Source organism: Sulfitobacter sp. G21635-S1 (genome assembly GCF_027213915.1).
Taxonomy (GTDB): domain Bacteria; phylum Pseudomonadota; class Alphaproteobacteria; order Rhodobacterales; family Rhodobacteraceae; genus Sulfitobacter.
The window spans coordinates 1-16695 of record NZ_JAPWGV010000016.1; the positions used below are offsets into that span (position 1 = coordinate 1).

The following is a 16695-nucleotide window of genomic DNA, read 5'->3' on the forward strand; positions in this document are numbered from 1 at the left end:
CGCTTCCAAAGGACAGAAGGATATTCCATGTCGACCTCCAAGGCATCGCACTCCACGCGCCGGTTGTAGCCGCCTGCAACCGCGAATGAAAGCCACCCGACTTTTGCGGGCCCGTCGCTTGGCCTCAGACGATCCGGCGAAAGAGCACCATGGCCTTATCGGAGATGGCCCAGAACATTGACGATCTTGCCCTCCGGGTCCGCCACATAAAACCGCCGGACGCCCCAGGGCTCGTCCGTCAGCGGATAGGTGATGTCACAGCCCATTGCTATGGCGCGACGATGGACGGCGTCGACATCGTCGACTTCGATCGAGAGATCGGGCACGGCGGTGCCGGACCCTCCCCCGGACGCGATGCTGATCTGAGCCGCCGCTGTTTCGGAGCAGGCAAGGGTCACGATCCAGCCATGGTCCATGACAAGCTCCAGATCGAAGAGGGTGGCGTAGAAGTCCTGCACCCTCCGAACAGAGCCTGCGGGGATATTGGCGACAATGCGCAGGACCGTCATTCTGCCAGCTCATGGCTCAGCACCCAGAGGTGGCCAAAGGGATCGCGCAGACGCCCCTCGCGTTTGCCATAGGGGCGATCCTTGATCGGGATGATGACCTCCGCGCCCAGGGCAACCATGCGGTCCGCGACCGCATCGCAAGCCTCAAAGCCCAGGTGAACAAGAACCGGCGATCCGCCAAGAGACGGCGGCGCAAGCCAGCCCCATTCGGGCACCTCTTCGACAATCGAGACATCCAGACTGCCGAGAGAAAGCCGGGAATGAACCACCCGGCCGTCTGTCTCGGCAAAGCGTTCGACCAGGGTTCCGCCAAAGGCGTCCTGAACAAACCCGATGGCCGCATCGGCGTTGCGCATGACCAGCCGGACAAAGCCGTCATTGGGAAGGGGCAGAGGCATCCTGTTTCTCCTGTCAGGGGTATCGGATGCATGGTAGCGGCTCTGCCCCGTGGCGGTCTTGAACGAAAATCAAATCTGATCTTCCGGCACATGGCCGGGATGCGTGCGGGGGCGGGCGCGCAGACGGCCCGGCGTCATCGCGGCAAAATGCTCGACCTCTCGCGTCATGTGGGACTGGTCGGCGAAATCCGCGTCGTAAGCGATCTCGGCAAGTGGATCCGAGGACAACAGACCCCGCGCGGCCTGTCGGAACCTTTCGATCCTGAGAAAGTGTTTCGGTGTGAAGCCGACCTGCCTGCGGAACAGCGTTCTGAACATGTAGGGCGAACAGCCGAGCTCGGCACAGGTTTCCGTCACCGAGGCGCCTGACATAAGACACTGCAGGCCGCGGCGGACCGTCTCCGCACCCGGAGGGCTGTGCAGGCGCCGAAGGATCTCGGCCGTGAGCAGGTCAAGCCGGGCGTGATGGCCGTCGCGCTGGCGCAGCCCCTCTCTCAGCCGCGCGGCCTCTGCGCCCCAATACCGGCCGAGTGGGAGGACACGGTCGGCGGTCAGGTCGATCCGGTCGATCAGCGCTGCGGCACCGCCGGGATGGAAGCTGACACCGCACAGCGCGACCTGCGGGTCCCGCGCAATGCGCCGCGGACGGGAGGACGGGCCCTGAAACACCTGAAAACTGCCGGACGGGGCGGCGTCGCAGCAAGGGTCATGCGTCGCCAAGGCCAACCCTGACAGGCTGAGAATGATCTGGGCCTTGCCGGAGGGCAGCACCGTCTCGAACCCCTTAGCGGTACTGTCCGTCACACACCAGATTCGTTCAACGACATCCAGAAGGGGGCCTTCGTTTGGGCAGCGCCAGATCAGCATGTCGTCCTCGGAGTATTACCGTGCCGGGCCAAGGCTATCATGCCGATCCCCGCCGGCCAATGATGGCGCCGGACCGGCAAGGACGGTGTCAGCACACGTACGGCCGATTGTCTGTCGCCCCGGCCTTTCGCCAGAGGGATGCGGGGCACCTCTGTCGAAGCCCCCCGCGCCGCTCTCTGTCAAGCGGCGGCGATGGCTTCGATTTCGAAAAGCAACCCGGGAATCGCCAGTCGGGTCACTCCCAGAAGCGTCATCGGTGGTGCAACATCATATGAGCCGAAGCGCATGCCCATCAGGTCAAAGTTCTTCAGCGCCTCGTCGACGTCGGTGGCATAGACACCAAGCTTGACGACCTTGCCAAGATCCATGCCCGCAGCCTTCAGAACGGCCTCCAGATTATCGAGAGCCAGGCCGATCTGGCCCCGCATGTCGCCCAAGTGCTGCGGATTGCCCGCGCCATCCACGGCAGTCTGGCCCGAGCAGATCACCTGCCGCGTCGCGCCGTCGATCACTTCGGCCTGATTATAGCCAAGCCTGATTGACCAGTCCCAGGGGTTCACAGCGGTCCGTTCCATATCGCAATCTCCTTGCTTTTGGTTTCCGGGTTCGCTGTAGGACGAAACAGTGCCAGAATGTGTCACCAATTGCGATAGGTTGGCGATATGAACGTGAGACAGAGACATGACGCCATCCTGCGCAGCCTGCGCCGCAATGGCACATCCACGATCGATGCGCTGGCCGGCGAGGTCGGTGTGTCCCGCCGCACCGTGTTGCGCGATATCGGTGCCCTGCGGGACGAAGGCCATTTCATCCATTCCGATGTCGGTCGCGGCGGCGGCCTTCAGCTCGATCCGCAGTCGCTCCAGACCCACGCCAAACTCTCTGTGCCGGAAGTCTTCGCACTGCTGATCAGCGTCGCGGCGATGCGGGCCACCGGCAAACTGCCCTTTTCGGACCTGGCGGATTCGGGCCTGGCAAAGATCGAAAAAGCCCTGCCGGCGGACAGGGTGAAGGACCTGCGCCGCTTCCTCGATTGCCTGCATATCGGCCAGCTGTCTCCGCTTCAGGATGTGTCGGACACGGGGAACATGGATGCGACCCTGCTCACGGCCTTCGAACAAGCTTTCCTGAGGCGTCATGTCATCCGTTTCGACTACTGTGATGCAAAGGGCCGGCGGACCGAACGCGAAGTGGAACCGCAGGCCATGCTGATCTTGCCGCCGCTGTGGTATCTTGTCGGATGGGACCCGATACGCGCAGGGTTCAGGCATTTCAGGATGGACAGGATCACCCGGCCAGAGGCGCTGGCCGACACCCGGTTTCGTCGTCGGCATGTGCCCTTCGAGGACGATGTCTGTCCCTACCGCGAGCTACTGTCGAAGATGGCCGCGCCGGGACTGTCCTGAGTCACATGAAACCCTTCGGGACCTCAGACCGGAACCTGCGGTGATCCTGATGCGTCCGATCCATTGTCAGCGCGATGACACCTCTCGTGTCAGCCCGCGGAGCAGGGATTTCATGACAAGGCACAGCGCCGTCACGCCAAAAAGTACGGCCACCGACCAGAAGAGGGCTTGGAAGCTCCATCTTGCGATGATCGGCTGCGAGAAGAACGGCGATACGAACTGGCCGAAGAAAAGCGCAGTGGTCATGATGCCAGACGCGATGCCGCGTCGCGCTGGTGGGACTATGTCAAACATCCAGGCCATGGTCGACGGGATCACGGCGGCAAAGCCCGCGCCGATCAAAATCGCCCCGATAGCCTGGAACGGCAACGTCTGGCTTGACGCAATCGTCATGAAACCAAGGGCCAACAGCGCCTGTCCCGCCGTCAGCGACCAAAGGGTCCCGGCCCGCTTGCGCCAGTTACCCGAAACCAGTGCCGCGACGCCGCCGGCCAGCGTCAGAAGGCCCAGAAGGAAGCCCGCGGTTGCGGAGGTCACGCCCATGTCCTCTTGCGCATAGAAGGGAAACTGCGTCGGCATCACGTAGAACGCCGAAATGGACAGAAATGCGAGCAGGCAAAGTCCCAGGAGCGGCAAAGGCCACGCACTGGTTCCGCCCGCAGAGCCCTGCAAGGTGGTATCCCGCTCGGGACGAACGGTGTCGAACACCCGCCAGAAATGCGGAAGCATCAACAGGGCCACGCCGTAAATCGCAAAAGGGTACCGGAATGAGGAGACAGCGAGGACCCCGGCCAGTGAGATGGCCAGGAAGCCGCTGAAATTTGTCGCGGCAATCTGGTAGCCGAGGAAGGTCCCCCGATCCGGACCATCGAAAAGATCACCGATCAGAGCTGATTGTGCCGTCATTGCAAAGGCCACGCCGGCGCCAAGAAAGAGTCGGCTGACGAAGATGGCTTCAAGGCTTGGCAGATACAAACCGGCTGTCCCTGCAACGCCAAAGATGCCTGTTCCGACCAGCAGCACCCACTTGCGCCCTAGCCTGTCGGCAAGAATGCCCGCCAGGGGCGAGAGAATGGCGACCAGCAACGCGGGCGCCGTGACCAGCAAGCGCGTCAGAAGTTGAGCGTTCGGGTTGCCGCTGTAGGCATCTGCGATCTGCGGCAAGGCGGGGCTGATTGTCGCGTTCGACAGGATTGTCAGGCTGGCAGCCATGAGAAGCGCCACGGTTGGAGGTGCGAGTTTGACGGCCATAGAAGGGCTCCCGGAGTTGCATATCGACGCGATGTCGGGTAGTTGGTAGAACCAACATTATTCGTTGGTTCTACCAACCAATATGAGGATGTCAATGTCCGAGTTCGAACAGACAACGCCCTATCTCAAATCGCTCCCGACTCGTCTCTTGTCGCTTGCAGGAACGCGAGGATCGGGACTCAGCCGGAGCGCGCTGGCAAAGCATTGTGCCACGCAGTTTGATTTTGCTGTGATGGCGACACTTGTCGGCGAGGGCGCGATCAGCCAGGCAGAGCTGTGTCGGCGCACCGGACTGGATCGCAAAGACATTGCGACCGTCGTCACGGACCTCGAAAAGAGGGGGGACGTCGAACGATCGACCGACTTAGGCGACGCGCGCAGGAAGATCGTGGACATTACCTCCCAGGGTGCAAGCCGGTTCGCCGAACTCAAGACGGTAATGGCAGAAAGCCAAGCCGTTGCCACCGCGATGCTGTCCGCGGACGAAAAGCAGGCTTTGATTGCGATACTGAACAAGATGTTGGCAAGCAGATAGGCTGAAACCTTTATTCCTCAAGATCGCGCAAGCTCTTCGCTTTGAGTTGGAGAAGCCCCGAGACTCGGCAACCGGATGGATCATCGAAATGATGTAATTGCGTTTAATTTTGGTGCATCCATGGCAGCGAGTATTTGTAGCCCTCAGAAGACAACATTATTACTATTATGCGATTTTTTTGCCGCCCCCAAATTTCCTTGTAGAATTCGTCCTCTACACCTCCCTGTGGGCGACCAACTGGCGGCACCGGCAATTCCGGTGCCACCCTTTTCAGAAAGAATGTTTGAACGGCCCATAATGTTTGCGAGACGGATCACCCCTTGACCTGCGTATCGGCAGGCATCCCATTCCGGCGATCTCGCGCCGTTCCAAGAATTCTTTTCTGTACCTCCGAATGTAGCATATATCGCGTGGCGATATTTCGCGCACCCGTGTCCGTTTCGCGGGCATGAACTTGCGGGACCGTGTAGCTCTGAACATCCAGGAATTGAGACGCGCCCGCGGCCTCAGCCAAGAGGAGCTTGCTCATCGGGCCAATGTGAGCCGCGGCCATTTGGGCAAGGTCGAGAACGCCAAATTTGCGGCCTCCCTCGACCTTCTCGAACGCATCGCCAAAGCGCTCAATGTCGATCCCGAAGAGCTTTTCACAAAACGCTAGCCAGTATTTGCCCGCCCCTGATGCGTCCTGGATCGGAACGTCTCACAAGGTAGTCAAATGGAGCGTAGTGAGTTCAATGGGTAAGAAGAAGACCGGCTGGCCCTTCCTGGAAGGGTTTCTGAGCGACGGGGTCCAGGATATTCACCTGTTCACAGACTACCGTTGAAATGACGGTTCGGTGAGCCGCCGCTGGCATGTCGATACGGAACGCTTTGATGCAGATCTTGCCGTGTTGCGCCCGGTCTCCCTGAAGGCATCGGAGCGCTCAGATCAGCAGGAGAACCACTCCGAGTGCCCCATGTTGCCCTCGTAGTCGCCGTATTCGACCATGATGCTGCGCGAAGAGAAGTGCCAAAGGCCCCCGCTGGTCGGATAGACGATCTCTTGACCGCTTTCCGAGATGAATGTCGCGGGCCAGGGTGTGTGGGAGCCGTACACCCGCTGGATGTAGCGGCAGGTCGAATTCTCGCGATCACAGGAGCGGATTGACCAGTCCCACTGCCTAGGTTGTGTTGACATTCAGGATTCACAGGTGCTGAGTTTTGTGATTCAAGCTGGTTACTGGATAGGAGGCCAGCATGATTGAGCAGACAGGAAATCAGTGACCGTATCTGGGCCAAGATGGAAAACCATCTGCCCGGCAAAGCAACCGACCCTGGGCGAACCGGGCGCGACAACCGGCATTTCATGGAAGCGATCCTTTGGATGGCGCGGACGGGTGCGCATTGGCGAGCTTTGCCAGAGCGCTTCGGTAAATGGAACTCGGTCTATGTCCGTTTCAACAGGTGGTGCCGAGAAGGCGTATTTGACCGCCTTTTCAATGCGATGGCTGACGATCCGGAGTTCGAGTACATCCTTGTGGACAGCACCATCGTCCGCGCTCATCAACATTCGTCAGGGGCGCAAAAAGGGGGGCTGAAGCTCAGGCGTTAGGGCGCTCACGTGGCGGGCTCAGCAGCAAGATACACCTCGCGACAGATGCGCACGGCAATCCGCTCCGCCTGATCCTGACAGGTGGTGAGCGCAACGACATCACCCAAATTGAGCCGTTGCTCTGCGGGTTGCGGGCGCGTTTTGTTCTGGCGGACAAGGGCTATGACGGCGCGCGTGCGATGCAGGCCATTGCCCAGACCGGCGCAAAACCGGTTGTCCCACGCCGGTCGACCACGGCGTCATGGCGAAGGTTCGATCCCTGCCTCTACAAGGATCGCAACGCCATCGAGCGGTTCTTCAGCAAGATCAAACACTTCCGCAGGATCGAAACGCGCTATGACAAGCTGGCACGGAACTATCTGGGCTTCGCAAATCTCGTATGCGCACTCAAGTGGTGTACCTGAATGTCAACACGACCTAGGATCGTCGCGTGTTCTGTAAGATCGCCCTGTGAACCAGATCACATGAGTGCGGTTCAGCCATTCGTATTCAGGCAGGTTGGTGTCGAGTTCGCCCTCCCCGCCCGGCCCACCCAGCTCGACCGGCACATGGGCAAAGGTGCAGACCCCGAAGGGCGGCAGGCTCGGCCAGGGCGTGATGCGGCGGATCATGGTGCGATAGGCGCGCGCGCAGACCGCGCTCGGGGGGAACCCACCGGCCATGCAGAGCATGATCGCGCAGTCGATGTCATAGGCCTGCGCCTTCTCAGGGGCTCCGAACACGGTAATCCCCCCTGATCTTAAGGGGATGCGGAAGTAGAATTTTCTCGGCAGGATGACTGAGGAGATTCCGCTGAAGAAGACACGTTTTACCGAGGCCCAGATCATGGGTGTGCTGCGACAGATGGAGGGCGGTGTGCCTGCTGCCGAACTGTGCCGCGAACACGGCATGAGCAGCGCGACGCTGTACAAGTGGCGGGCGAAGTATGGCGGGATGGACGCCAGCCTCATCAGCGAGATGAAGGCGATGGCTGAAGAGAACCGGCGCCTGAAGCGCATGTATGCCGATGTCAGCATGCAGAACGACCTCCTGAAGGAGGCGCTCGGAAAAAAATGAAGCGGCCAGCTCAACGCCGAGAGTTGGCCGTGAAAGCGGTGGCGATGAAGGGTGTCAGCATCGCGCTGGCGTGTCGGGCGTTTGACGTCAGCGAGACATGCTACCGTTACAGTCCGGAGCTGGATGACGAGAACGAGCAGATCGCCGACCTGCTGCTCGGGCTGACGACGTCGAAGAAGACCTGGGGCTTTGGCCTGTGTTTTCTCTATCTGCGCAATGTCCAGGGACATGGCTGGAACCACAAACGCGTGTACAGGATCTACCGTGAACTTGAGCTGAACCTGCGGATCAAGCCGCGCAAGCGTTTGAAGCGGGAAAAGCCGGAAGAACTGGCCGTGCCAGAAGCCCCGAATGAGGTCTGGTCCATGGACTTCATGGCCGATAGGCTCGGGGATGGACGGCAATTCCGCCTCCTGAATGTTCTGGACGACTTCAACCGCGAAGGACTGGGCATTGAGATCGACTTCTCACTGCCTGCGGAGCGGGTTGTTCGAGCCCTAAACCAGATCATCGAATGGCGTGGTGTCCCCGGGACAATTCGTGTCGACAACGGCCCGGAATACATCAGCGGCACCCTTATGGAATGGGCCGAGAACAGGGGCATCACCCTGGCCTACATCCAGCCCGGAAAGCCGCAGCAGAACGCCTATGTCGAACGCTACAACCGAACGGTCCGGCACGAATGGCTGGACCTCTACATCTTTGAAAGCATCAAGGAGGTGCAGCAGATTGGCACCGAGTGGCTATGGTCCTACAACCACGAGCGCCCGAACATGGGCAACGGCGGCATGACACCCGCTCAGAAATTGAAGATGGCCGCGTAAATTCTACGACCAAGCCCCCGTAAAAAAGGGGGGATTACCCGCATGTTTGAGGGATTGCCACACCGAAAGAGCGCGACGTTGGAGCGCGCCATGAAATCCTTGGTGCCCCGTGATGGGGTGCTTTCCTCCGATGGAGCCAGCGCCTATGCGAAGGTTGCTGCTCAGCGTGAGGTCGAGCATTTCGTCGTTGGAGGCAAACCAGGCGCACGCGTCGCTGCCGGAAGCCATCACATCCAAAATGTGAACTCTCCCCACGCCCGCTACGAGAAGTGCATAAGACCATTCTGTGGACCTGCCAGGAAGAACCTCAATGGCCGCATAAGGTGGCGCGAGGTGCGCCTTGCTGGAATGACAGACGCAGAACTGATCCGGTCACCGTAACACCTATCTGATGTGAAACGTGTCTCCACAAACGGCGGCTTCGAGCCCTTATTACTGGATGTTGCGCCGCTAACGAGTGTCGGCTTTACTCATCGTCCTCTTGATAAAGCTTCACTTTCTCTGGTGATCCTAGCCACTGAGGACGACTGGCCCAATAGAGGATGAAGTCGGGCAAAGGAAAGCCAGGTTCGGCAAATGTTCCTGCTGTGATAGCCACCGTATTTGGAAATGTATCTCCGGAACGAAAGAAGCGACCGGTACCACACTCCGGGCAAAATCCTCGAAATCGATCAGGATTCTCCGGCCCACAGTGATGGTGGATCGTGTATTTTCCCTCAATGTTCACGGAGGCTTCGGGAAACCAGGCTGAATAGCTCATAACGCTACCGGAAGAACGCTGGCATTGTGTACACGTGCAAGCGTGGACATGGACCGGTTCACCTCGGACAGTAAAGCGAAGCTGGCCACAATCACATTGTGCGGTTCGAGTACTCACATCGGTGTTGTGCATCGACGGTTCCAAAAGCTAATGATGTTGCATTAACGGTCTACAGACCTTCGCAAACACTTGCACGACAAAGCCGCCGTTCACGCAGGCGCAGCGAAAGGGCGCTTCATCCGCATAGCTGACCAACACAGTACGCGGACACCCCCTTTGGATTTGGCCGCGTTTGAGGGTGCGGATGGTTGCATTCCCGTTCGGGGTTGCCTTGGCGGAAGCTGGATGCAAGCGAGCTTCGGTGCCGGCGCAACGCTATCGTGTTTGAATGGACAATCCGCCGTAGATGTTCTGACGTATCTCCGGTCGCTTGAGATAAGAGTGAGGAAACCCAAGGTCCGGCGCCCCTGCGTCTTCAAGACGTGACAACTGCGCAGGTTCCAGTTCAAAATCCAGTGCTGCAAGGTGGCCTTCGAGCTGCTCAAGTGTCCGCGCGCCGACAATAGGAGCGGCGATTCCAGATTGCGACAGCAGGAAGGCCAAGGCGACTGCAGCGGGGCTTTGGCCCGTCTCGGCAGCGATGTCCGCCTGCACGTCGAGGATGCCGAAGGTCCGATCATCCATGGGTGAGCCCTGTCGCGCCATGGCCGCACGACCCTGGACATCTGTCCTGCCCTCAAGGTCCTTGCGGCTGTACTTTCCGCTCAGCAGCCCGCTGGCGAGCGGCGACCACGGAAGAACGCCCATACCCATCTCGCGGGCCATCGGGATCAGGTCGCGATCGCCGCTGCGTTCGATCAGATTGTATTCAAGCTGTAGGGCGATCATCGGAGACCAGCCCCGCAAATCGGCGATAGCCTGCATACGGGCGGCTTGCCATGCCGGGATGTCCGACAGCCCAAGGTAGACGACCTTGCCCGCGGCAACCAGATCATCCATCGCTCTCAGGATTTCCTCAACCGGCGTCGTAAAGTCCCAGGCGTGGAGATAGAGAAGATCAATATAGTCAGTCCCAAGTCGTCCGAGGCTGTCCTCCACTGCGCGAACGATGGCGCGACGACTGTTGCCACCAGAGTTCGGATCTCCCGCGCGCATCGGAAGAGTATATTTCGTTGCAATGACCAGCGTGTCGCGCCGACCGGCAGCGAAAGCGCCGACCATTTGTTCGGATGTGCCGCCGGTGTAAAAGTTGGCCGTGTCGATGAAGTTGCCACCGCGATCCACATAGGTGTCAAAAATATCCCGCGCGTCCGGTTCCGCCGCGCCCCAGCCCCATTCGGTCCCGAACGTCATCGTGCCCAATGCCATCGGCGACACTTTAAGTCCTGATCGCCCAAGCAACCTGTAATCGTCTAACCGCATCGCTATGCTCCATCTTGGTCTTGCGAGAGAATGGCAAATCGACGGCGTAATGATAATGCGTTACGATCCGATCACACTGTTAAGTAAAAGGCATACAATGCGAGGACATGACATTGCCGAATTGCGGGTATTTCTTGCAGTGTTGGATCATGGGGGCTTCCGTAAGGCAGCGCCCCATCTCGGCATGACACCCTCGGCTGTCAGCCAGTCTATCAGCACTCTTGAACAAAGGTTGGGGCAAAGGCTTTTGAGCCGCACGACTCGCAGCGTTGCACCGACCGAAGCAGGCCAACGACTGCGAATGCGCATCACGCCAGCACTGGCCGAGATTGCGGCAGCCGAAGGTGAATTGCTTGCTACTCTGGATCGTGTGACCGGGCGCGTGCGGATAACCGCTCCAAGTGTGGGTGCAGAACATGCTCTCGCACCGCACCTGGCCAGCTTTCATGCCGCCTATCCGGGCGTGAAGGTCGAGATTGTTGTCAGTGAAATGCTGGACGATGCTGTGGCGGGCGGTTTTGACGCCGGTTTGCGGCTTGGCGAAAGCTTGGGCTCGGGGATGCGCGCCGTCCCGGTCGGTGGTCCGGTGCGTATGGTCGTTGTCGCCGCGCCTGTCTATCTCGCAAAGCACGGTCATCCTGAAACGCCTACAGCGCTTCGCGATCATGCCTGCCTCAACTTCCTGCGACCCTCCACCGGGGTGCCCTGGTTGTGGGAATTCGAGAAAGACGGCCGTTGTTTCAACGTTGAAGTGGATGGACCGCTTATTTCGACGGATTCCCGCGTTCTTCTCCGAGCCGCCATTGACGGAGCCGGTATCGCGTTCTTGTTTGAGCAGGACGCGACATCAGCAATCGCGTCAGGGCAGGTGCAAACCCTTCTGACAGACTGGACGCCGCGATTTCCGGGTTTTTATCTCTACTATGCGGGAACACGTTTGGTTACGCCCGCGTTGCGGACCTTTATCGACCATCTTTCCAAACGCCGAGCGACCTAGCTGCAGGATGGTCAAAGCTTGAACCAAGCTTTGACTGCCTTGTTGTGATCCCCTGAAACGCCCCCGATTTTGGTTAGAGTCTTCCGCATCGAATCCTTGGCTGGGAGAAGAGCGGAAACGCATGAAGGCATCGAAGTTCACGGACGCGCAGAAGGCGTGCATCATCAAGCAGGCGGAGGACGGTACTCCCATCACGGAAGTCTGCAGGAAAGTCGGGTTCAGCTCGGCGACGTTCTTCAATTGGAAGAAGAAGTATGCGGGTTTGATGCCGTCGGAGATGAAGCGGCTGAGGGAGCTCGAGCAGTAGAATGCAAGGCTAATGAAGATCGTCGCGGACCTTTCGCTAGATAAGGAGATGCTGCAGGACGTCATCAAGCGAAAGGCTTGAGGCCTGCCCGGAAGAGGGCGCTGGTCGACGAGATGCGAGCGGATTGGCAGGTGTCGATCCGCCGTGCCTGTGCGGTAATCCGGTTTGATCCCAGGACCTATCGCTACAAGTCTCGTCGGCCCGGCCAAGCCGCGTTGGAACAGCGGATCAGAGAGATATGCCCACAATCCAACAAAGTTGACCGAAGTGGGCCAAAGAACTCATACCTTTGGTCCGTCGCTTTGCGATTCATGGGTTCGGTTCACGTTTGAAATCCAATTGGGTGTATGTCCGTCGTACCCGTTGACCGGTCAGTTTACTTCGCAAACCTGTGCGACAACCGCAGCATGAAGCCCATGAAACCGTTCGGCCCGTAGGGTTCATAGGCCCGCAGGGCTGATATCTTGCCATCCCTGGTTTCAACAAAGAACGCTTGCGGGAAATGCAATTCCTTGCCGCCTTTCAGGAAATGGCGGGTGTCAATCTCGACCGCGCAGGAGGTTCCATCTTCTCCCGAGTAAGTCTTCTCAATGGTAAAGCCGAACTTCTCGATAGATTTCAGACCCCAGTCGAGCCCCTTTCCAATGGCCGCGCGGCCTGCCATTGTCGGGTTCGGGTAATGTGGGTCAAAAAGAACCGCATCGTCCGTAAAAGTGGCCATTGCCGCCGAATGATCGCGATTTTCGAGGGCTGTGAAGAGGCTTTGCAAAGCATCTTTTGCTGTGGACATGAGGGCTCCTTAGGTTTCACACTCGGCATCTGGTGGATCGGATTGACAATCGATCTGTCCGGCTCCGAAGTCCAGATCTACAGATGTATTCGTAAGGCGCGAGGCCGCTGAAGGTCTTTTGCCCGCGAACAAAGTTGTGGGCAGCGATGAATTCGGCGAGGTACGTCCTTGAAGTTTATCACGCCACGAGCCCCCACCCAACCGTCCGACAACGCTGACGATCAACCATCGCCATGGAGCAGGAAAGTTTGCGACAGAGCCCGTGCTGCGTCGCTTCCGACATTTCCGATCACCTTTTCATGGAAGATTAACAGACTGCAAATTGTTGCTTATGTCAGTGTCCGAGTTTCGGGGACGGCTCACTCAGTTTACAGCTTGCAAGGGCCGTGGCGACTAATTCAGCATGGCCGCTTGCGATCGCATAAATATCGGCCGCAGCGACGGCTTGTGATCGTCCGCTTTTAACGATGCGACCGAGGCCAACCAAGCGTTCCCCTCGCGCGGGTGAAACGTTGTGAACCTGAAAATTAGTCGTTGAGGACGTCCAACCATCGGCGCAGTTTGCCGTAGCCGCGCTGACAGCCGCATAGTCGGCAAGCGTTCCGACGATACCGCCCTGAACCGTTCGTCCATCGAAGGTCAGTTCGGGGCGGATCGTCAATTCGATTGCTGAAACTCCTTCACCAAATCCGATGACAGTTAGGCCTAGCAATTGTGAACATGGCATGGACGCTATCGCCTTCGACAAGTCAGGGCGGTAATTTCCAATCAGAACAGGCATGGGGATTTGCATAGACGCAACATGCCAAAGAAAAATAGAGCAGTCTATATGATTTCTGTGGAGTGTCTGAAGTCAGCACCTACGGGTTAGATTTAGGGATTTGAGCAATGGAGGGTTTCTGGAGCATCCAAGCCATCATGGCGCGAAGGTGAACAAGAAATCCGGAACATCTAGAGGGGAACCGCTCCAGGTTTGCCGAAGCGGTTCAGTTGCAGCATAAGGCCGCTGCCTCCCAAAATTGAACAGAAACCGAACCAGAGCCTCCGTTACGAAAACACCTTGCCATTCCGGATAACTCTGACGATGGACAGGGAGCCACCACGGTACGAAAAATCGAGCGTCTACGCACTAGGTTGCGCTGATCACCGAGTGCGTCGTCTGGACTGACCTCATTAACGTTTCCATTGACAGAAGGTTCTGCCGCTCGCTCCTAGACCAGCACGCTTAATGGGTCACACGACCGCAAGAGCCTAGAGGTGACGGACTTCATCTGGCGTTTTTTCCCAGGCATTGTGGAGCCCGTCGGCGCAACGCACCGGTGCTGCTAGCAAGTCTTGGACATCTAGATCATCAAGCGCAGCTACGTGCACCATGACGAATTTGCCACCCAGCATCGGCATATCGCCTTCGTTGTGGGTAGCTATACCGCAGGTTTTGCAAAACCGATGGTGTTGCTCACCCCAGTCTCCCGCCTCACCGTAGTCAGCCAGGGAAGCATGGCCGGATAGAAGCCGAAAATCATCGGGCCCAATCGGTGCGGTCTTCCACATTCTCTGTTTCCAACAGAAAGTGCAGTTGCATTTGCCCGTGCCACCGGCGAGATCAAAGTCGGCCTCGAAGGTAACTGCCTTGCAGTGACAGCTTCCATGGTAGGTTTTCTTCATGGTTTGCTCCTTAGCGAATTCTATCAACGGCTGTCTGAAGACTGATGTGAGCGCGGCTTGAAAGCGCACGCAAGGGAATTTTCTGACGCTACGGGCCCTCAAGGAGCCCGCGCTCGCCCATCAGGAGGTCAGCATTCGCAGCAATGATGACTGCGATCTCATCGTAAACGACACGTACCCGCTTGGAGATGTTGACGGCGGCATGGCCTACCAGCCATAGCGGCTCTTCCATCACCAAGTTGCAGGGCAGGCGCGACAGGCCAAGACCGAGAAAACAGGGCAGTATGCCGATACCGAGGCCGGAAGCAATGGCGGAGCGATGAGCCTCCAGATGATTGAACCGCAGGTCCGCCGATCGTCCGGTGAGACGATGAAGCCAGCGCGAGGCGGGAAGATCATGCTCGTCGGTCCATCCAACGAGCTTCGATGCGGCTAGATCGGGGATTGCTCCGCTACCAGCAAAGAGGCCGTGCCTCATGGTGCCGACCCTGCGGACCGTAAGGTCACCGTGATCGGGCGGGACGAGACGCAAGGCCAGGTCGGCTTCGCCCCGGGCAATACCGATCGGAGCGATACCGGTGATGATTTCCAGTTCCAGTTCCGGGTACTGCGCGAGGAGGCCCGCCATCGCCGGCAACAGCAGGTGTGTCGTGATCGTCTCCGGCGCAGCAAGGCGGACGATCCCGCTGATCGTCTCTGCTCGGCCGCTCGCTTGGGAGCGAAAGCCAGCTATGGCCTCCTCGACCTTCACGGCTTCGGCCATCAGCGCATCTGCGTCAGGGGTCGCGGCGTAGCCGCCCGAATGTCGCACGAAGAGCTTAGAGCCGGTGGCGGTCTCTAGTGCTTCAATGCGACGTCCGACCGTTTGAACGCTGACTTTCAGCGTACTGGAGGCACCGGTCAGGCTGCCGGCCCGATAGGTGGCCGCGAAGTAACGAACGTCATTCCAATCCATGGGATCTCCATAAATGGAAATCTGTTCTCCTTCAACTTCCATTCCTGAAGGGCTCTCCCAAGGTCATATTGGTCGATGAAGGAGATTACCCATGACCGAGAAACACGTTGAACATAGCCGAAACCATCCAGCCAAGACTGAAACGGGGCACACTGCACGCCCCCTTGCGGAGAACAATGTCGCGCTGGTCGAAAGATACTTCGCCGCCTTCGGCGCTGGCGATATCGAAGCGGCACTGAATTGCGTGCACCCCGATGCTGTCTGGCATGTCGATGGTGACCCTGAGGTCGTCACGGTCGGGCTCCTCAGGGGGCGTGACGCCGTACGTCGGTGGCTCGAACGTTTTCCCGATGGTTTTCGCCCGCTGGCGTTTTCAGTCGATCGGCTGATCGGCGAAGGCGATGACGTCATCGGGTTCGGGCGGTTCAGGCACCAGGTCCAACCCACCAGCGCGATCGTGGACAGTGACTACGCCCTCCGCTTCACGATCCGCGACGGGTCGATCTTGCGCTATCAGATATTCGAGGACTCGCTGCTGATCGCTGCAGCACGGCACAGCGCCGCGCCCTCGCGGCAGGCGCGGATCAATGGCGTGCTGTACGGTTGGGACGACCAAGGCAGCGGCCACCCTGTTCTCTTCCTGCATGGCCTGTTCCTGAACCGCCAGTTCTGGGAACCGCTGACCAACCTGATGGGGCCGGACCACCGCCTTGTGACCTTCGACATGCCGGGCCACGGCGTCAGTGGCTGGCGCGAAGATCTCGACCTGGACGGGATTGCCGACGATCTGGCGCTGTGGATTGCAGAGAACGGAGCGATGCCAGCGACGGTGGTCGGCCACAGTCAGGGCGGCATGATCGCACTTCGGCTCGCCATCCGGCATCCCGATGCGGTGGAACGCCTCGTTCTGGTAAACAGCAGCGCGCGTGCCGAGTATCCTGATCGGATCGGAGCATGGCACGACCGTCGCGCGGCCTTGCTGGACGATGATGCGCGCGACGGGGAGCTGCGCGAGGTCCAGCGCATATCGACAGCGCCGGGATGGGCAGAGGCGCATCCTGCCGAAGCCGCCAGCGAACGTGAGATCATGGCCTCCCATGACCCGGCATCTCTCGCCTCGGCGCTCGATGCTGCGGTGCTCAGACGCCAGGATATCCGGTCGCTGCTTGCCAGGATCACGGCCCCTGTCGAGGTGCTGTCCGGCGCGCTTGACCATGCGACGCCCCCCGAATTGGGGCAAGAGATTGCCGTCTCCGTCAGCAGCGGCCGTCATCGCGTCATAGAAGGTGCCGGACATCGGCTACCGGTCGAACAGCCGGATGCCATCGCTACGCTGTTTCGGAACAACTAGTGCCGAAAGGG

Annotated in this window: 19 protein-coding genes and 2 pseudogenes; 8 read left to right on the forward strand and 13 right to left on the reverse strand. The window is 59.0% G+C overall.

Annotated features, from left to right (window positions below):
* Positions 1-155 precede the first annotated feature (155 nt).
* The 4 genes from O4H53_RS15545 to O4H53_RS15560 all read right to left on the reverse strand — a co-directional run bounded on the left by O4H53_RS15545 (position 156) and on the right by O4H53_RS15560 (position 2349).
* Positions 156-509 (reverse strand): VOC family protein, encoded by a 354-nt coding sequence (locus O4H53_RS15545; RefSeq protein WP_269365190.1) that lies wholly within the window; start codon positions 507-509, stop codon positions 156-158.
* The gene (locus O4H53_RS15550; protein ID WP_269365191.1) at positions 506-907 is read right to left on the reverse strand and encodes a VOC family protein; all 402 of its coding nucleotides are present in this window, start codon (positions 905-907) and stop codon (positions 506-508) included. The genes O4H53_RS15545 and O4H53_RS15550 overlap by 4 nt, the downstream gene beginning before the upstream one ends.
* A 69-nt stretch (positions 908-976) precedes the next feature.
* Positions 977-1774, reverse strand: coding sequence for a helix-turn-helix domain-containing protein (locus O4H53_RS15555; RefSeq protein WP_331284238.1), 798 nt, complete (start codon positions 1772-1774; stop codon positions 977-979).
* Between the two features lie 179 nt (positions 1775-1953).
* Positions 1954-2349, reverse strand: coding sequence for a RidA family protein (locus O4H53_RS15560; protein ID WP_269365194.1), 396 nt, complete (start codon positions 2347-2349; stop codon positions 1954-1956).
* An 87-nt stretch (positions 2350-2436) separates the two neighbouring features.
* On the opposite strand from O4H53_RS15560, the gene O4H53_RS15565 reads away from it, so the two are divergent.
* Positions 2437-3180, forward strand: coding sequence for a helix-turn-helix transcriptional regulator (locus O4H53_RS15565; RefSeq protein WP_269365196.1), 744 nt, complete (start codon positions 2437-2439; stop codon positions 3178-3180).
* 66 nt (positions 3181-3246) lie between these two features.
* Here the strand turns inward: O4H53_RS15565 and O4H53_RS15570 are convergent, their stop codons facing one another.
* Positions 3247-4431: an MFS transporter gene (locus O4H53_RS15570; RefSeq protein WP_269365197.1), complete on the reverse strand. Its 1185-nt coding sequence runs from the start codon at positions 4429-4431 to the stop codon at positions 3247-3249.
* Positions 4432-4525: 94 nt separating this feature from the next.
* Between O4H53_RS15570 and O4H53_RS15575 the strand changes: the two genes are divergently transcribed.
* Positions 4526-4966, forward strand: coding sequence for a MarR family winged helix-turn-helix transcriptional regulator (locus tag O4H53_RS15575; protein ID WP_269365199.1), 441 nt, complete (start codon positions 4526-4528; stop codon positions 4964-4966).
* A 448-nt stretch (positions 4967-5414) separates the two neighbouring features.
* Positions 5415-5624, forward strand: a complete 210-nt coding sequence (locus O4H53_RS15580; protein ID WP_269365201.1) for a helix-turn-helix domain-containing protein — start codon at positions 5415-5417, stop codon at positions 5622-5624.
* 270 nt (positions 5625-5894) lie between these two features.
* On the opposite strand, the gene O4H53_RS15585 is transcribed toward O4H53_RS15580, so the two are convergent.
* Entirely contained in the window at positions 5895-6143 is a 249-nt protein-coding gene (locus O4H53_RS15585; RefSeq protein ID WP_269365203.1) for a hypothetical protein, read from the reverse strand.
* Between the two features lie 102 nt (positions 6144-6245).
* Here O4H53_RS15585 and O4H53_RS15590 point away from each other — a divergent pair.
* Positions 6246-6961 (forward strand): IS5 family transposase gene (locus O4H53_RS15590; RefSeq protein ID WP_269365392.1). Its coding sequence is split into 2 segments (ribosomal slippage): positions 6246-6521 and positions 6524-6961, totalling 714 coding nucleotides; the frame shifts between segments, so codons are not numbered across the junction.
* A 24-nt stretch (positions 6962-6985) separates the two neighbouring features.
* Here the strand turns inward: O4H53_RS15590 and O4H53_RS15595 are convergent.
* Positions 6986-7306: pseudogene (locus tag O4H53_RS15595) on the reverse strand (hypothetical protein); the annotation flags it as partial.
* 43 nt (positions 7307-7349) lie between these two features.
* On the opposite strand from O4H53_RS15595, the gene O4H53_RS15600 reads away from it, so the two are divergent.
* A protein-coding gene (locus O4H53_RS15600; protein ID WP_269365393.1) for an IS3 family transposase occupies positions 7350-8437 on the forward strand; the annotation gives its coding sequence in 2 pieces (ribosomal slippage) (positions 7350-7611 and positions 7611-8437; 1089 coding nt in all).
* 466 nt (positions 8438-8903) lie between these two features.
* Here the strand turns inward: O4H53_RS15600 and O4H53_RS15605 are convergent.
* Together O4H53_RS15605 and O4H53_RS15610 are read right to left on the reverse strand one after the other, a co-directional pair.
* On the reverse strand, positions 8904-9329 hold the full coding sequence (locus O4H53_RS15605; RefSeq protein ID WP_269365205.1) for a GFA family protein: 426 nt from the start codon (positions 9327-9329) through the stop codon (positions 8904-8906).
* A 243-nt stretch (positions 9330-9572) separates the two neighbouring features.
* On the reverse strand, positions 9573-10565 hold the full coding sequence (locus tag O4H53_RS15610; RefSeq protein WP_269365207.1) for an aldo/keto reductase: 993 nt from the start codon (positions 10563-10565) through the stop codon (positions 9573-9575).
* A gap of 109 nt (positions 10566-10674) precedes the next feature.
* Here O4H53_RS15610 and O4H53_RS15615 point away from each other — a divergent pair, with 109 nt between their 5' ends.
* Positions 10675-11616, forward strand: a complete 942-nt coding sequence (locus tag O4H53_RS15615) for a LysR family transcriptional regulator (protein ID WP_269365209.1) — start codon at positions 10675-10677, stop codon at positions 11614-11616.
* 121 nt (positions 11617-11737) lie between these two features.
* Positions 11738-12165: pseudogene (locus O4H53_RS15620) on the forward strand (transposase); the annotation flags it as partial.
* 134 nt (positions 12166-12299) lie between these two features.
* Here O4H53_RS15620 and O4H53_RS15625 read toward each other — a convergent pair.
* The 4 genes from O4H53_RS15625 to O4H53_RS15640 all read right to left on the reverse strand — a co-directional run bounded on the left by O4H53_RS15625 (position 12300) and on the right by O4H53_RS15640 (position 15333).
* Complete coding sequence (locus tag O4H53_RS15625) at positions 12300-12713, reverse strand: nuclear transport factor 2 family protein (RefSeq protein ID WP_269365211.1); 414 nt, start codon at positions 12711-12713, stop codon at positions 12300-12302.
* 334 nt (positions 12714-13047) lie between these two features.
* A complete protein-coding gene (locus O4H53_RS15630; protein WP_269365212.1) occupies positions 13048-13494 on the reverse strand; it encodes a PaaI family thioesterase in 447 nt (148 codons plus the stop codon).
* Between the two features lie 470 nt (positions 13495-13964).
* Positions 13965-14378, reverse strand: a complete 414-nt coding sequence (locus O4H53_RS15635) for a GFA family protein (protein ID WP_269365214.1) — start codon at positions 14376-14378, stop codon at positions 13965-13967.
* An 88-nt stretch (positions 14379-14466) separates the two neighbouring features.
* Positions 14467-15333: a LysR family transcriptional regulator gene (locus O4H53_RS15640; protein ID WP_269365216.1), complete on the reverse strand. Its 867-nt coding sequence runs from the start codon at positions 15331-15333 to the stop codon at positions 14467-14469.
* Positions 15334-15424: 91 nt separating this feature from the next.
* On the opposite strand from O4H53_RS15640, the gene O4H53_RS15645 reads away from it, so the two are divergent.
* Entirely contained in the window at positions 15425-16684 is a 1260-nt protein-coding gene (locus O4H53_RS15645) for an alpha/beta fold hydrolase (RefSeq protein WP_269365219.1), read from the forward strand.
* Positions 16685-16695 lie beyond the last annotated feature (11 nt).

Coding starts and splice junctions, on each gene's coding strand:
- O4H53_RS15545 (WP_269365190.1), bottom strand. CDS start 509: ATGACGGTCCTGCGCATTGTCGCCAATATCCCCGCAGGCTCTGTTCGG.
- O4H53_RS15550 (WP_269365191.1), bottom strand. CDS start 907: ATGCCTCTGCCCCTTCCCAATGACGGCTTTGTCCGGCTGGTCATGCGC.
- O4H53_RS15555 (WP_331284238.1), bottom strand. CDS start 1,774: ATGCTGATCTGGCGCTGCCCAAACGAAGGCCCCCTTCTGGATGTCGTT.
- O4H53_RS15560 (WP_269365194.1), bottom strand. CDS start 2,349: ATGGAACGGACCGCTGTGAACCCCTGGGACTGGTCAATCAGGCTTGGC.
- O4H53_RS15565 (WP_269365196.1), top strand. CDS start 2,437: ATGAACGTGAGACAGAGACATGACGCCATCCTGCGCAGCCTGCGCCGC.
- O4H53_RS15570 (WP_269365197.1), bottom strand. CDS start 4,431: ATGGCCGTCAAACTCGCACCTCCAACCGTGGCGCTTCTCATGGCTGCC.
- O4H53_RS15575 (WP_269365199.1), top strand. CDS start 4,526: ATGTCCGAGTTCGAACAGACAACGCCCTATCTCAAATCGCTCCCGACT.
- O4H53_RS15580 (WP_269365201.1), top strand. CDS start 5,415: ATGAACTTGCGGGACCGTGTAGCTCTGAACATCCAGGAATTGAGACGC.
- O4H53_RS15585 (WP_269365203.1), bottom strand. CDS start 6,143: ATGTCAACACAACCTAGGCAGTGGGACTGGTCAATCCGCTCCTGTGAT.
- O4H53_RS15605 (WP_269365205.1), bottom strand. CDS start 9,329: ATGCACAACACCGATGTGAGTACTCGAACCGCACAATGTGATTGTGGC.
- O4H53_RS15610 (WP_269365207.1), bottom strand. CDS start 10,565: ATGGCATTGGGCACGATGACGTTCGGGACCGAATGGGGCTGGGGCGCG.
- O4H53_RS15615 (WP_269365209.1), top strand. CDS start 10,675: ATGCGTTACGATCCGATCACACTGTTAAGTAAAAGGCATACAATGCGA.
- O4H53_RS15625 (WP_269365211.1), bottom strand. CDS start 12,713: ATGTCCACAGCAAAAGATGCTTTGCAAAGCCTCTTCACAGCCCTCGAA.
- O4H53_RS15630 (WP_269365212.1), bottom strand. CDS start 13,494: ATGCCTGTTCTGATTGGAAATTACCGCCCTGACTTGTCGAAGGCGATA.
- O4H53_RS15635 (WP_269365214.1), bottom strand. CDS start 14,378: ATGAAGAAAACCTACCATGGAAGCTGTCACTGCAAGGCAGTTACCTTC.
- O4H53_RS15640 (WP_269365216.1), bottom strand. CDS start 15,333: ATGGATTGGAATGACGTTCGTTACTTCGCGGCCACCTATCGGGCCGGC.
- O4H53_RS15645 (WP_269365219.1), top strand. CDS start 15,425: ATGACCGAGAAACACGTTGAACATAGCCGAAACCATCCAGCCAAGACT.